Source organism: Leptolyngbya sp. AN02str, assembly GCF_050565595.1.
Classification (GTDB): domain Bacteria; phylum Cyanobacteriota; class Cyanobacteriia; order Elainellales; family Elainellaceae; genus Kaiparowitsia.
In genome coordinates, this window is sequence record NZ_JBNXVR010000004.1 from 106608 (window position 1) to 122096 (window position 15489).

9 protein-coding genes are annotated in these 15489 nt (G+C 47.7%); 2 read left to right on the forward strand and 7 right to left on the reverse strand.

The genetic code is table 11. From position 1 onward, the window contains the following. Window positions 1–30 precede the first annotated feature (30 nt). The gene (locus ACQ4M4_RS04680) at window positions 31–5427 is read right to left on the reverse strand and encodes a trifunctional serine/threonine-protein kinase/ATP-binding protein/sensor histidine kinase (protein ID WP_430683305.1); all 5397 of its coding nucleotides are present in this window, start codon (window positions 5425–5427) and stop codon (window positions 31–33) included. 724 nt (window positions 5428–6151) lie between these two features. On the opposite strand from ACQ4M4_RS04680, the gene ACQ4M4_RS04685 reads away from it, so the two are divergent. Both ACQ4M4_RS04685 and ACQ4M4_RS04690 read left to right on the forward strand, forming a co-directional pair. Further along, window positions 6152–6403 (forward strand): helix-turn-helix transcriptional regulator, encoded by a 252-nt coding sequence (locus ACQ4M4_RS04685; protein ID WP_430683306.1) that lies wholly within the window; start codon window positions 6152–6154, stop codon window positions 6401–6403. 298 nt (window positions 6404–6701) lie between these two features. Then, window positions 6702–6929, forward strand: a complete 228-nt coding sequence (locus ACQ4M4_RS04690; protein WP_430683384.1) for a transposase — start codon at window positions 6702–6704, stop codon at window positions 6927–6929. Window positions 6930–7258: 329 nt separating this feature from the next. Here the strand turns inward: ACQ4M4_RS04690 and ACQ4M4_RS04695 are convergent, their stop codons facing one another. From ACQ4M4_RS04695 to ACQ4M4_RS04720, 6 genes are all read right to left on the reverse strand, one after another. Continuing rightward, complete coding sequence (locus tag ACQ4M4_RS04695) at window positions 7259–8110, reverse strand: manganese catalase family protein (protein WP_430683307.1); 852 nt, start codon at window positions 8108–8110, stop codon at window positions 7259–7261. A gap of 491 nt (window positions 8111–8601) precedes the next feature. Further along, window positions 8602–9630, reverse strand: a complete 1029-nt coding sequence (locus ACQ4M4_RS04700) for a sucrase ferredoxin (protein WP_430683308.1) — start codon at window positions 9628–9630, stop codon at window positions 8602–8604. Next, window positions 9623–10429 carry a thioesterase II family protein gene (locus ACQ4M4_RS04705; protein WP_430683309.1) on the reverse strand — a complete coding sequence of 269 codons (807 nt, stop codon included), beginning with the start codon at window positions 10427–10429 and terminating at the stop codon, window positions 9623–9625. Before ACQ4M4_RS04705 ends, ACQ4M4_RS04700 begins: the two co-directional genes overlap by 8 nt. 14 nt (window positions 10430–10443) lie before the next feature. Beyond that, window positions 10444–10665: an MbtH family protein gene (locus ACQ4M4_RS04710; RefSeq protein ID WP_430683310.1), complete on the reverse strand. Its 222-nt coding sequence runs from the start codon at window positions 10663–10665 to the stop codon at window positions 10444–10446. A 71-nt stretch (window positions 10666–10736) separates the two neighbouring features. Next, window positions 10737–11057 (reverse strand): hypothetical protein, encoded by a 321-nt coding sequence (locus ACQ4M4_RS04715; protein ID WP_430683311.1) that lies wholly within the window; start codon window positions 11055–11057, stop codon window positions 10737–10739. Then, window positions 11054–15484, reverse strand: coding sequence for an amino acid adenylation domain-containing protein (locus ACQ4M4_RS04720; RefSeq protein ID WP_430683312.1), 4431 nt, complete (start codon window positions 15482–15484; stop codon window positions 11054–11056). Before ACQ4M4_RS04720 ends, ACQ4M4_RS04715 begins: the two co-directional genes overlap by 4 nt. Between the last annotated feature and the right edge of the window lie 5 nt (window positions 15485–15489).

A 15489-nucleotide genomic window follows, 5' to 3' on the forward strand; every position in this document is an offset into this window, starting at 1 on the left:
GAAGTCAAGTAGGTACTTGACTTCCATTTATCAACTTTCGATGGGCAGTCGAATCAAAAACTCACTCCCCTGCCCAACCCCAGACTGAACCTCTAAACTGCCACCGTGCTTCTCTACTACAATCTGCCGCGAGATCGCCAACCCTAATCCTGTGCCTTTGCCCACTCCTTTCGTCGTGAACAGATGGTCAAAAATCTTCGCTTGTACCTCCTCGCTCATGCCCCTACCGTTGTCTCGAACTCGGATTAATACTTGGTCACCCTCGCGCTCCGTACAGAGAGTAATTTGCTGAGGCTTCGCATTCAACTCCTCACATGTTCGGGCTTGTGCCATTTCATCAAACATATCAATTGCATTCGCCAAGACGTTCATAAACACCTGATTCAGTTGTCCTGGGAAACAGTAAACCAAGGGTAGGTCGCCATAGTTGCGGATAACATCGATCTCAGGACGCTGCTCATTCGCTTTGAGCCGATACTTGAGAATCAGCAGCGTACTTTCGAGTCCTTCATGCAGATTGGCACTCACTTTGTATTCGGTATCGGCACGGGAGAAGGTGCGGAGGCTCGTGCTGATGTTTTTGATTCGGTCAGTTGCTTGTTCCATCGAGTTGAGGAGCTTGGGTAAGTCTGCCAGCAAATACTCTAGATCAATGTCTTCTGCGTTGTCTTGAATAGGAGCCACTGGATTGGGATAGTGTTGCTGGTAGAGAGTCAGGTGTCCGAGTAGTTCGCTAACAGAGTCTTTGGCGTTGTTGATGCTGCCATTGAGGAAGCCGATGGGATTATTGATTTCGTGAGCAACCCCAGCGACTAAATTACCCAGGGATGCCATTTTTTCGCTTTGAACAATTTGCAGTTGGGATTGTTCCAATTGTTGGGCATAGCTTTGGGCTTGCTGGTAGAGTCTGGCATTTTCGAGGGAAATGGAAGCTTGGGTGCAGAGGAAGTTGAGAATAAGGATGCGATCGCCCGTAAACACGCCACTGGTGGCGCAATTTTCCAGGTATAAAATAGCCCGCAAATTTCCTTGGTTGAGAATCGGCAAACACAAGACACTCTTAGGCTGATGGTGGTGCAGGTAATCGCCAATCACGGGTAAGTCAGTATCGAGATCATCTATAACAACCATTGTCATCATGTTCTTCACATACTGAATTAACTTCACGGGGATGCTGGGGTTATTCTCCAGGGGCGCAGATTGCAGCGTTACCTGTTCTAGATCCGCCATCACCTGTACTTGCCATTGGTTGTTCTCACAGAGCATCAAAGCGCATCGGTCTGCCCCAGAATTTTCGATCATCGTCTGAGTCAGGGTTTGCAGTAGCTCATCCAGGGCGATCGTGCTGGCAAAGGTTTGAGACATTTGCAGCAGGGTCGTAAAATCGAGGGTTTGGTTAATGCTGCTGCTGGAACTTTTTTGAGAGGTGGAATGAAGTGAGTAGGCAGGATCTACGATCGCTGCCAAGGTTTCTAAAACGGTGAGAGGCTGGTTGGTGGCTTGCAGGATAGGTTGCAGCAGTTGGGGATAGCGTTTTTCTAAGTCGATGACTTTGGCTTTGGCGCCCCAGCGGGTATAGCAGTAATAAGCTTCTTGCATGTAACCAGCGGCAACTTTTTCTTTGCCCCAGTCAAGGTAGAACTTGGCGGCGAGTTCGTTGGCAAGGCTCTCTTCTTGCAAGAATTGATTCTCTTTGGCAAGGGAAATAGCCCGGTCATAAAGATCTCCAGCTAGGTATTTATTATCTGTAACCCGATATTGCTCAGCTTCTATCAAATAGAATTTATGTAAGTAGTTTGTGGGCGCATATTCTGACCATTGCTGCAATTTCTGTTGATTGCTGGTGATGCGATCGCTGATTGAATTATCCGAATGATTCGTCCTCACCAAAGACATTTGAATCAAAGAGTCATAAAAATAGAAAACTGGGACAGCAAACATCCCGGTCACACCATCTAAATACTCTAAAGCCAGATCAGCATCATTTACAGCTGGATCATTTCTGCCAAATAAATAGTTCAAAGTCATTCTATTGGAATGCAAGATATGCAGCCCCAACCTATCATTGGCATGTAATAGCTTTAACAACAATTGCTCTTCACTATATCGATTGCCTTGAAGATCGCATGGGCTAAAGGCGTGACCCATCAGATTTGCCACTAGTAGTCGGTATAACCCGTTCCAATAAAATGAAGCTTCTTGCCTTAATTGATGAATTAATTGGCTACAAGTTTCCATGTATTCTGCTGTGACTTGTAGGTCTTCACCCATGTAGAATAGATGACAAGACTCGAAGAAAATACAATAAGCAGTAAACTCCAAATCACCGCTTTCTAGTCCAGCTTGATACCCTGATTTCAAATCTGGTAATGTCACCTTGAGATGTTCGTGCCAGTGTCTAATATACCCACAATCGATCGCCAGAATTTTTGCCTTGAGTTTATTTGCATTTAATTTTGACAACAACTGTTTAGCCAGATTGCTGACTTGATACCCTAATTTAATATTCTGAAAAACACCACATAGGATCAATCCATAACCACTATAAGCAAAGGCAGAAAGATAAGTGTTTCCATATTTAATGGATAAATTAACTTGAGCAAAAACAATCAACGGATACAGAGTTGGCGTTGTCTTAAACACCGAGGGAGCTATACTTGAGAGAATTAACATGGCTCCTAGCTTCTCTGGATCGGTCATTTCCGGCAGCAAAATGAGATTTTCAAGTTTTTCTTGCTGCACGTTGTTAGATGTTTCTGTTAATCCCTGTTGAATATCAGCAAAAGTTGGCTGTTCAGGAAACTCTACACCCAGGAGTTGTAAAATTTGAAGCCCCATCTCAACAGCTTCTTGGAGATGCATCTGGGCTGCATAAGCTAGAATCTTAATTTCATAAACTTTGATTTTATCAAGGAGTGACGTGGCAGATTGTAAAACAACTTCCGCCAGTTGCTGCATTTGCTCGAAATTCGTACAAAGGTAAGCAGCTTCTGTTGCTTCCACGTACAACGTTAGGGTGAGATCATAATTATTTTGCCAGCGATCGCCATCTAAAAGATTGATGCCAACTGTCAAATACTTCAAGGCTATTGCATAGGCATTGGCAGCTTTAGCTTTCCGAGCTGCTAAAAGATTTAAACGAGTCAGTTGATTTTTGATGATTTGATCATCAGCTAACTCCATCCCATAATTTAACTGATTCACAATGTCGAAAATCTTTTCTGACTGTTGGGACTCTGGAATTTTATTTAATAACAATTGACCAATGGAGTAGTGAATTGATTGCTTTTCTTGATCTGGAATGAGGGAATAAGCGGCTTGTTGAATGCGATCGTGGAGGAATTTGTAGCGAACGGTAATCTCACTTCTGCGATCGCTGCCCGCTGGGTCATTTCCCTGGAAAAACTTGTAAGTTTCATTCTGCGGAATGACCAACCCTTCTTGTAAGGCCTTCCACAAAGCAGTCGCAACATTGGTTTGGGATTGTTCAGAAACGATCGCCAGCGTCGCCAAGTCAAACTGGTTGCCCATACAAGCTGCTAATTTGAGCACCTGTTGTGTTTCCACGGGTAACTTCTGTAATTGCAGAGCCATAAACTCCACCACATCATCTGTGAGAGCGAGGCCATTGACTTGAGTCATATCACATTGCCAATAGCCCTGGTTTCGCTGAAAGGTAATGCAGCCCTCATCATACAGAGCCTTGAGAAACTGGGTGGTAAAAAAGGGATTGCCCTGGGTTTTACGATTGACCAGTTGAGCCAGCGGTTGTGCCAGTTCTCGGCTACACCTTAAGGTATCGGCAACCAGATGATTTGTATGCTCCAGCGCTAATGGAGTCAGGGTAATCATGTTGACGACCAAATCTGCTTTCTTCAGTTCCTCGATCGTCAACATCAAGGGATGGGCGGGCGAGACTTCGTTATCCCGATAAGCACCCAACACCAGCAGATATCCACCGCTTTCCATCAACACTTTCAGCAACTGAAGCGAAGCTGAATCTGCCCACTGCAAGTCATCTAGAAAGATCGTCAAGGGATGGGCGGCGGTGCTAAAAACCTGAATAAACTTCTGGAACAGTAAGTTAAACCGATTCTGCACAGCACTGCCCGATAGTTCTGGTGCGGGTGGCTGTTGACCAATCACATTCTCTAGCTCTGGAATCACCTCAATCAAAACTTGTCCATTGTCGCCTACTGCTTCGAGAATTTGAGCCTGACATTGAGTTAATTGAGCATCGGGTTCCGAGAGCAATTGACCCATCAAATCCCGCAGTGCCTGAACAAACGCCGACAGGGGAATGTTGCGGTTGAACTGGTCAAATTTACCTTTGATGAAGTAGCCTTTTTGCTGGGTAATGGGTTTGTGGACTTCATTGACTACAGCAGTCTTACCAATACCGGAAAAACCCGCCACTAGCATGAGTTCTGATGCTCCTTGAGCAACTCGATCAAAGGCTTTGAGTAATACTTGAACTTCGGCTTCTCGACCGTAGAGCTGTTCGGGAATCAAGAAGCGATCGCTCACGTCCCGCCGTCCTAGCACAAACTCTGAAATTGTTCCTGTGTTCTCCCACTGTACTAAACACTGCTCTAAATCATGTTTCAGCCCCAGCGCACTCTGATAGCGCTCTTCCGCATTCTTCGCCATCAGTTTTGCCACAATCTTGGACAGGGGCAGCGGGATACCTGCGGTCACTTGATGCAGGGGCAGGGGCACTTTCGCGATATGACAGTGCACCAGTTCCAGGGGGTCAACCGACTCAAACGGCAGTTGACCGCTCAGCAGTTGATACAGGGTGACTCCAAGGGCATAGAAATCGGTTCGATAGTCAATGCCGCGATTCATCCGTCCGGTCTGCTCAGGGGCAAGATAGGCGAGTGTGCCTTCCAAGACGTTGGGGTTAAGAATCTCTTGTGTCTCTCTCGGCAACAAAGAGGCGATGCTGAAGTCGATCAGCTTCACCTGTTTTGACTGGGGATGAAGCAGGATGTTGGCGGGTTTGATATCTTTGTGAATGACACGGTGTTGGCTCAACTCATGCAGGATCTCCGCCAGTTGAATGCTGATTTTCAGCACGTCTGGTAAGTCTAGTTGCTTCCCTGATTGCTTTAGGTAATGCGATAGGGAAACACTGCCTACATCTTCCATCACGAGCAGGGAGCGGCTGCCCCAGGTTTCCAGTCTTAGGGGGTGAACAATGCCCGCGATCGGCAGATTCTTTGCAACTGTATATTGGTTGCGGAACTGCACGAGTTCCGCGAAAGTTGGATACTCGCACAGTAGCTTGAGGACAACCGGACGCTGTGTGGAGGTTTGGATGGCGCGGTAGACGGTCGTTCTCGATCCCTGATACAGTTGCTCAACAATCAAGTAGCCGGGAAGAGCAATTAATGAAGCAGAAGAGACGTGATCTGGAAGAGTCATGGCTGCGGCTGAGCTATCCTGAATCAGGTTGAATTCCTCATTAAATATGCCCACTATCGGGGCTCAAATAATTACTCGTCGTAATGTTCTAGACCCGTAGGCTAATTCAGTACGTTAAAGGGCACTTCTCACCTGTTGAAGTCTACGGAGCTGCACCGATCGCGCCCGTTGTGCCATCAGGCAGACCACACAGATTGATAGTGCTCAAGATGTAATGTATAGAGAAGAAAAGTTGCGGTCAAACTCATTAAGCCACCGACTTCGCCCGGGGTGTCTGACTTCTGAGAAAATCAACTGTCTGGATTCAAACAGATATGGGTAGGGAATGCGATCGCCCAATCTCTCGATGCCAGTAAAGCCGATCGGGTGTATTCCATTCCTGCATATTTATGTTTAGGCTTACCAAGTCCGATCGGCACTGAGCTAGATCTGGAGGAACTCAAAGGACAATTGCTACCCGCCCAATCAGTCTTACCACCAGAATGATACTCACGAAATCAATCCATCAATTGCTTCAGCAAATTTTGCACTGTCCTTATGCGGGTTCATGCAGCAGTTGTATCTGGAGAGCAAAGCGCTGGAACTACTAACAATTCAATTCGCTCTGTGGACAGAGACCCCACCATAGGCTTCGATCTCGCTTTGTGCCCAGGATATTGAACAACTGTACCAGGCAAAGAAGATTTTAATTGAGCAAGCAACGGATCCTCCGTCTTTAATCGACTTGGCGCGACAGGTCGGACTCAACGATCACAAGTTGAAACAGGGGTTTCGTCATGTGTTTGGCACGACTGCCTTTGGCTATCTTCGCGACCATCGCCTTCAACAAGCTAAGGAATTGTTGCACGACTCTAACCAGACAATCGCCAAGATTGCTACAACCGTCGGTTACAAAAGCCCAGAAGCTTTTTGCAATGCCTTTCGCCGCAAGTTTACCATCAGCCCTAGAGCATATCAGTTGAGCCAGCGAGGCTAGGTTGAAAGCCAACGGGGTGTTGCAAAAAGTCCGCCTTGCGCAGAAAAAACTCCGTCTCGCGCAGATGATGAAACTCGCGTTGGGCGATTTACAGTGCAGCATCACAAACTGACAGGATCTGGGGTCAAGCCAGTGGGGATCGTGCAATGGCAGTTTCTCTATCGGTGGCTCTACGGTTTCGTCGAACCTCAAAGCGGCCTCCTAGTTCATGGAGTTCTCATATCTCAATGGTGCTTGTTTTGAGGTTGCTCTAGTTCACTTTGCTGCTCAGTTCCGTCAAGACTTGCATGTCATCTAACTGGATAATGCTAGAGCCCATCAAGCCGACAGCTTAAACGTTCCTGACAACGTTATTCTGTTGTTTCAACCTCCCTACTGCCCTGAAGTCAACTCAATTGAGCGATTGTGGCACGACCTCAAGCGGGCCTTGGCATGGATGCGTTTTGAGTCGATCGCTCAACTGCAGCAAGCGATTACTCGATGGGTGAACCAACTGTCACCTCAGGAGGTGAAATCTCTGAAATAGTGGGATTGGATCGTGGATGCTCTATGTATAGTCGGCATTTAGAGAATTAGTATAATCAGCAATCATTAAAAACCAGACCCTAAAGCCCTGTGCGGTCGGTATAGGGCTTTAGGGTCTGGTTTTTAATGATGTCGAGCAACTAAGAGGATACTTTAAAAGTGCCAGTTACCTTCCAAACCGCCCCCGACATCCCCCAAAATTGGGGAACTCTGAATGAAAAATAGGATTCGGAAGCCCTCTAGAATTGGGGGGTTGGGGGGCCGAAGGCAGAACATTTGACACGTTTCAACCACCCTCTAACGAATGTCGTCTCTCAGCTTGTAACCCAATTACTTGAGCGTGCCATACAATTTGGGATTAGGAGTAGGCGCCTCTCCAACAGGACCCAGCGGCTCAGGATTTTCCAGGTATTCAAATTGCCCCTTACCGTCCGGGCTAGGCCCCTGTGCCCATTGTCCTTCCTGACTCTCAGTACCTTCCGACAAGTTCCAAAACTGGTAAGATGCATCCTGTTTCTCCAACTCTTGGGGAAACTTGCTAGGAACTGGCAATCCTTCTAGCCCGTCTGCTTTCAGCTCTTCGATCGCTGCCAACCACTGATTTTGGTGCATCGTGTCCCGCGCAATCATATAGCTCAGTGTGTCCTTCACACCCGGATCAGTGGACATCTCGTACATGCGAACAGCTTGTAAACGGCCTTGAGCCTCGGCCTGCACATTCGACAAAAAGTCGGCCATCAAGTTGCCAGAAGCCACAATGTAGTTACCATTCCAGGGATATCCTACGCTGTCGGCAGGCATGGCACCGCCACCGGATACGATACTGTGCTTGGGACTCATACTGCCCATAATGATCTCTTCAGTTTTCATGCCACCCATTACCCCTTCTACAATCGGATCCTTGATAGCATTTTCCTGAACATCTGGAGGTGCTTTATCGACAAGATGGGCAATCATGTTGGCTAGCATTTCGATGTGCCCTATTTCTTCCGTACCAATGTCCAGCAGCATATCTTTGTATTTAGCTGGACCACGGCAGTTCCAACCCTGGAAGAGATATTGCGCCATCACAGACATTTCACCGAATGGGCCACCGATCAATTCTTGCAGTTGCTTGGCATATACCGGATCTGGCTTTTCGGGTTTCGTAAAATATTGCAAACGCTTCTTATGGTAAAACATGGATACCCTCTATTCAGGAGCTTCAAAAAAAGAAAAAAGTTTTGCTTTTTCCTTTTCTCCATCGTTGCGAGGTATCAACAGTTTCTCCTCTCTCAAAAGGGCAATTAATTCCCCTTTTTGTCGATCTGTTTCTATAGCTGTACGTCTTAATGGTAAAAGAGAATATTTGGCTTCTCTGTGTTTATGTATTGCTGTGTTTGCCTACATGATCAATAGAGTCGCAATCACTTCCTTTTTGGCTTCAAAAGACTATAGGTCAAGGAATTCAAGGAGCAGCTTTTTTTGTTTGACGATGTAATAGCCGTATTTAAAGGATGCTTGAATCACATCACAAAATGTCGTGTCTGCTTGCCATTAATACGGCATAAACTAATACATCACAAACTTCATGCGGAATAACGAAAGGCTTTTGCGGACTCATCCAGAAATCTGTTGGCACAAGAGATGATTTAACCATTCAATTTAGCTGATCAATTTCATATCTTTGCCCGTCAATTGTCCTGCTTGGTTTGTTTGAATCTAATTTTTTTCTTGAGATGAATGACGTGATATTGCTTGAAGGCTGTTAAGGGTTGTTTATCCCCTGATGCAGATAAAGACATAACTTCCCCATTTTCTCCCACTTGAGCTTGATACGTTGATGTATCACCATTCGTGTTGACGAAATCAATTTGAACCGCGACCCCATCGGGCTTTTGAAGGTTATGGGATTCGGTCGCTGGTATTGTATTTTCGGCTTTAAGATAATTGAGCCAGTCCCAACCTTCGCGTATCCAAATTTCACGTTCAACAATTTGAGCAAGTTGAGTCAGCCCAGCCCAACCTCGATAAAATGGCGATAGGTCTTTTACTGACCCTGTTCGACTGATTAACGTATCTAAGACGTTGGGTTCTAAGCGTCCCCAGTATCGCCCTTCTGGTAAATCTAACAACGTTGGCGCAAATCGGTGTCCACCAAAGTGACTGCATTGCCACACACGCAGTTTTCCATTGGAGTGACGTGCGTAATCTCGTTTTAACGTCTGGTAAATTGGATAGCCAAATCGAGCGCAGGCAATATCCACATTCCCGTGGGTGCACACGAACAAATCCCGAATGGTTTGAGTCTCTTGACGGTAGACTTCAAATTGAGGCAGGTTTTGTGAGCGAGTGAGTAGGGCTGTTGCTAAGGCTGGCAGCATTTCCGTTGGAATACAAAATTCCTGTTTTTCAAACTGAGCAAAGAATTTTGCAGGCCGACGATAGTAAAGCACACGAGTTGATCCAGGCTGCGAATATTCTTGATTGGGGGCGATCGCCAGTGCTTGAATTTTCATTCCCTCGAGGCTCATTTTTTGGATCAACGCCATAATCGGCTGAACTTTCGGATCTTCTCGCAAAGATTTCTCAGTCCAGGGGAGGGCCAGTTCTACGATTAGCCAATGATCATAGGTTCCTGCAGTACCGATTGGGTCTTCTCCGCTGTTTTTGGAAACAACAGAACAAAATCGGCAATTACCTAAAGTTTGAGACTCAGACATGGGGATTCCTCATATCAACGGAAGGCTTGGGGGGGAGGCTTGGGGACACTGTTTGAGCCAAAAATGGTTTCAAAATTGACAAGAGTTGGGCTTGGGTAGAGTGGATGAAAAAATGATCCCCCGGAAGGAGGTGAAGGAGAAAAGTAGAGTGGGTCTGTTCACGCCAAGCTTCTAAATCCGCCAAACTGACTTTTGGATCGTCCTGTCCACCAAATGTTGCGATCGCACAGTTCAACACAGGTGACGCTGCATAGGCAAAGGTTTCGATTACCGCAAAATCGGCTCTTAAGGTGGGCAACAGAATTTGCATCAGTTCTGCATTGGCAAGAACGGGCTCAGGGGTTCCATTAAACTCGCGTAGTTTCTGCAAAAATTCAGAATCAGGTAAGGCATGAATGGGGGAACCACAATTGGGAAGATGGGGTGCAGGACGGCCAGCAACCGCCAAACATGTGGGGGTGAGCTTGTAAGTTTGACTCAAAAATTGAGCTAATTCAAAGCTCAACAAGGCCCCCATACTGTGCCCAAAGAAGGCAAACGGTATGTCGAGATAGGGCAACAGCGCCTGAGCTAAATCCTGGATGAGTGGGGTCAATCGTGTGTAGGGGGGTTCTTGAAAACGGGAACCCCGTCCGGGTAACTCAATCGGGCAAACCTCGATGGAGGGCAGCAATGGTGCTGACCAAGCACGAAAGCTAGAGGCCCCTCCACCAGCATACGGTAAGCAGAACAGGCGTAATTTAGCCGCAGGATTTGGTTGTGGGCAAGTAATCCAGGGATTTGCTTTGATGGTTGTCATGGTATTTCATTCGTTCATCCCTCAGCAGATGCCGCTTCCATAGTGTTTCGAAGACTTAACGGACGCATATCCGTCCAAACTGTTTCAATGTAGTCCAGGCATTCTTGCTTGGTGCCACTCTTTCCGACTGTTTGCCAGCCGAAGGGAAGGGGGCGATCGCTAAACCAGATTGAATATTGCTCCTCATGGTTGACGACAACTTGGTAAAGCATGACATCGTCGAGTTCAGTAGCCATAATTTCCTCCAAAATTTGTGCAAACGAAAATTGTGCAAACGAATGATCGAAGCAAGATATCGAAACACGATTTAGCCTTGGTTGGCCGCCGTAGGATCTGGCACTGCAAAATTGAGAACTTCTTTGCAGAAAATAATCCACTCGGGAGAGACACAATCAAAGACAGGGTCCTCATTGAGAAAAACCCCATGGGTGACGACATAGTTTTCTTGAAGATAGAGAATGTCATCATCAGTCATCTCTTGGCTCACTGCACCAGTTTGCTCATCCAGTCCTTGCTGATCTGAACGAGTAGATCGAACCTGCTCAGCCCATTGATCAAACTGTCGCAGTTGTTTCAGCAAGTAAGCTTTGCAGTATTTTCCCATCACCTTCTGTTCGCTTGCGTTCATGATTTTACTCCTTTGGGGTGTACACAACTGGGGGCATCCAGAAATCCACTTTGCACAAAATAGGAAAAGTAAGTTTGTAGCAGGTGATCATCAACCGGGGGACAGATTATCGATGTTTTTGCCAAGACTTGGATAGTTTCCTGACAATCAAACCGAGTCGTCGCGGGGGAATCTTCTCGATTGCCATTGTCAACATCTGGAAATGGCGTAGTAGACAAAGAAACGGATGGATTTGACATAAAGCGTGGCAAGTAAGGATACAATGCATTTCCTTGTGATTGAGCAACCTGAACTAAATGAGTTCGCCATGCTTCATAATGTTTTACCTTCAGGGAATAACCAGATTGATTTACCATCCAATGAAGCAACTGGTTCGCTGAAATAGGATGGGGATTGACTAGATGAAAAGCTCGCCCAAAAACAGAGTTTTGGGTGGATAGGTAAACGATCGCCCGACTGACATAATCAATGGGAGTCATATCAATCCAACTATTGTTTTCGGGCTCTGGAACGCTACCTAGCTGAATGCATCCTTTGATCAAATGTGACATGAAATCATCAAGATTACACTGCCCCGTTTGGCTATCACCTGTAATCCGTCCGGGGCGATAAATGCAGACGGGAAGCCCCCTTGAGCCAGCAATTGAGACTAGCTTTTCGGCAACCCACTTACTTTGGGCATAACCGCTCTTTAGTTGATGCCCCTGTTGCGGATCATCAGATTCGAGCACTCGATCTTTCCCTTGGCGATCGCCTTCAGAGAAGACACTAAACGTGGAAATAAAATGAACCGGCTTCGGTTGGTGCAAACAAGCTAATCTTAGTACTTCTTGGGTACCTAAAACATTGATTGATTTTAAGTTGGCGTAGCTATATACAAAGTTGACCCATGCCCCACTGTGGTAGATAACATCAATTTGCTGAGATAGGGTAGAAAACTGTTCCTCTGTGAGCCCTAAGAGCGGTTTTGCCAAATCTCCCACAACTGGAATGATTCTGGAACAAAACTCATCTTGCCACAGCGAGAAAGATGACAACTTTTGAGTCAGCTTGTGCATTCCCTGCTCTTGGCTAGCAGCCCGAACCAGACAATAAACGGAAGCCTGGGTTTGTTTCAGCAATTCTGCCAACAGGAAAGCGCCAAGAAATCCAGTAGCCCCAGTGAGGAAAATAGCGGTCGGATTTGACACACAGTTCTCTGCGCTTGCGGGCTGGATAGCTGGGTCTAAACCAATCTCTGCCTGTAAATCTACAGGATTCTCCGACAGAAAAACAGCACTTCCAAATTGTTGAACCCTGTCAATGAGGGTGGCTTGGTGAGTCAGGACAGATGTTTCGAACAAACGTCGTAGTGGCAGGTCGATATGGAAGGTTTCGTTGATCTGGTTTAGGAGTTGAATTGTGAGAACAGAATGTCCGCCTAGATCAAAAAAATTATCTTCAATGCTGACCTGTTCCAGATTGAGTAACCCTTTCCAAAGATGTGCAAGCTGTTGTTCGGTTGGGGTTTGTGGGGCAGTTCTATGGGCAGCCTGGGAAGCATCAACAGGGGTGGGTTTGGGTAATGCACGGCGATCAAGTTTGCCATTGGGAGTTAGGGGAAAGGCCGACAGCCGCACAAAGATTGATGGAATCATGAATGCTGGCAGTCGAGATTTGAGAAAGGTTCGGAGTTCCTGAGCATTCAGCGGTTCAGACTTAAACACCAGGTAGGCCACCAGGCTGTTTTCACCAGAAGCATCTTTCTGCGCAACCACAACGGCTTGTTGAACTTGGGGATGCTGGTTCAGGGTGATTTCAATTTCGCTCAGTTCAACCCGGAATCCCCGAATTTTAGTCTGGTGATCAATTCGTCCTAAGAATTCGAGGCTTCCGTCTGGGTGATAGCAAGCGAGATCGCCTGTGCAATAAAAGCGCCGACCTGGAACTTGGCTAAACGGATCGGGGCCAAATTTTTCAGCGGTGAGGCGAGGTTGGTGCAAGTAGTCGCGAGCGATTCCATCTCCGGCGATGTAGAGTTCTCCCGGAACGCCCATGGGCACAGGTTGCTGCTGGGCATCGAGCAGATAAAGTTGAGTATTGGCAATGGGCTGACCTATCGAAATGCGATCGCCCTCCGTCACATTCTGACAGGTTGACCAGATCGTTGCCTCCGTTGGGCCGTAAAGGTTCCACAGTGCGGCACAGCGCGATCGCAACGCTTGAGCTAAATCTGGAGAGAGGGCTTCTCCTCCGCATAATGCGGTTAGATTCGCCTTGCCTGTCCACTTTGCCGCCAGCAACAAACGCCAGGTTGCCGGAGTTGCCTGCATGATAGTGACATTCGAGGTGTTGAGCAGGTTGGCGAGCTGCACTCCATCCGCACTTACCGCCTGGCAAACGAGCATGACCCGGGCACCCACCGTTAGCGGTAATACCAGCTCTAACACCGCAATATCGAAGGAAAGAGACGTGATTGCCAACATCGTGTCGTGTTGGGTGATTCCAGGTCGCTGCTGCATCGAACACAGAAAATTGACAACCGCTTGATGGGCAATTTGCACCCCTTTGGGCTGCCCAGTGGAACCGGATGTATAAATAACATAGGCAAGATGTAGCGGTTGAACCAGACACGATGGCTTGGTCTTACTGTGAGTGGCGATCGCCTCCTGATCGCGATCAAGGCACACCGTTACGACCGGCAGCGACAGCAGCGATAGCAGCGAAGATTGAGTTAGCAATACTGAAATTTGGGCATTTTCAGCAATGAAGGTCAGACGCTGGAGCGGGTAGGTTGGATCAATGGGCACGTAGGCCCCCCCCGCCTTGAGAACCCCTAACAATGCAATGAGCAAATCGAGCGATCGCTCTAAGCAAATACCCACCCGCACACCTGGACGGACGCCAAGCTGTTGAAGGGAATGGGCAAGTTGGTTGGCTCGTTGGTCAAGCTGCTGATAGGTCAGCTGTTGATCTTGAAACGTGACTGCAACGGCATCTGCATGTTGCTGCACCTGCGCTTCAAACAAGTGATGAATACACGCGTGACGTGGGTACTCCTGTTGAGTTTGATTGGGAGTGATGAGTAGTGTTTGTCGTTCGGCATCTGTCAGCAGGGAAAGGTGCCCCAATTGCTGTTGAGGATTGGCCGCAATCTGCTCAAGGAGGGTTTGCAAATGTTGCAACAGTTGTTGAATGGTTGAGACATGAAAGCGATCGCAGTGATACCCCAATTCCAGGGTTAACGTTGCCCCTGCCGCCGCCACCAAGCTCAGCGGATAGTGAGTTTGGCTCACCGATTGTCCAGCCTGAATGTGTAAGGGAAGTTCAGACTGTTGCAGCGTTGAGTCGATCGGATAATTTTCAAAAATAGCCACATATTCAAACAGCGGCACTCCTTTTGGCATATCACTCCACGACTGGATTTGAACCAACGGCGCGTATTCATAGTTCCGCATTTCCAGTTGATGGCGCTGAAGCTGCTGAAGCCAGGGTCCCAACCATGCATCGGGCGACACCTGCAGCCGCAGCGGCAAGGTGTTGATAAATGGCCCAACCATCTCTTCTGCCTGCCGCAAATCGGTGGGACGACCTGAAGAGGTCACTCCAAAGGTGATGTCTGATTCGCCACTGTATCGGCTCAGGAGTAGACTCCAGGCAGCGATCACCAGGGTATTGAGCGTGACGTGCTGCTGTCGTGCCAGCGTTTTTAGGGCGGTGGTGGTGGATTCTGGCACATAAATCCGCTGAGTATCAGAGCGTGGGGTTTGGTGCGGCCCTGTGGGAGCCCGATCGACATGGAGCCGGGTTGGGGCGTTCATGCCCCGCAGCGCAGTGCGCCAAAACTGTTCGGCCTGGGCGCTGTCTTGCTGCCGCAGCCAGTGAATGTAGTTGCGGTAAGGGGGCGGCGCAGGCAGGACGGGTGAGGTTTTTTGGATGCTGGCTTGGTACAGCGCAAAAATTTCCTTTAACACCAGCATGCGCGACCAGCCATCCAACAGGATGTGGTGTTTGCTAAAGATAAATTGATACTTTTCGTCGGCGAGACGAATTAGCCTTAACCGCAGGAGGGGCGGTTGGGTGAAGTCAAATCCTTGCTGGCGATCGCATGTCAACAGACTATCCAATTGGTGCTGCTGTTCGGCTTCAGTGCGATCGCGCCAATCCTCTTCCTGCCAGGGCAAAGGCACCTGATGATGAACCACTTGCACCGGTTTTTTCAGTTTTTCCCAGTGAAATGATGTTCGCAAAATTGGATGGCTGGCGATCGCTTGCTGCCATGCCTGTTTGAATGCTTCGACATCAAGCGGCCCCTGAAGGGTGACACTGTTTTGGTCGAAATAGGCTTCGGAGTTTGGGGCATACAGCGCATGAAACAGCAGCCCTTGCTGAATGGGAGACAGTTCGTAGATATCTGCAATCTTGTTTGCAGTCGGCTTTGAGTTCATTTTGA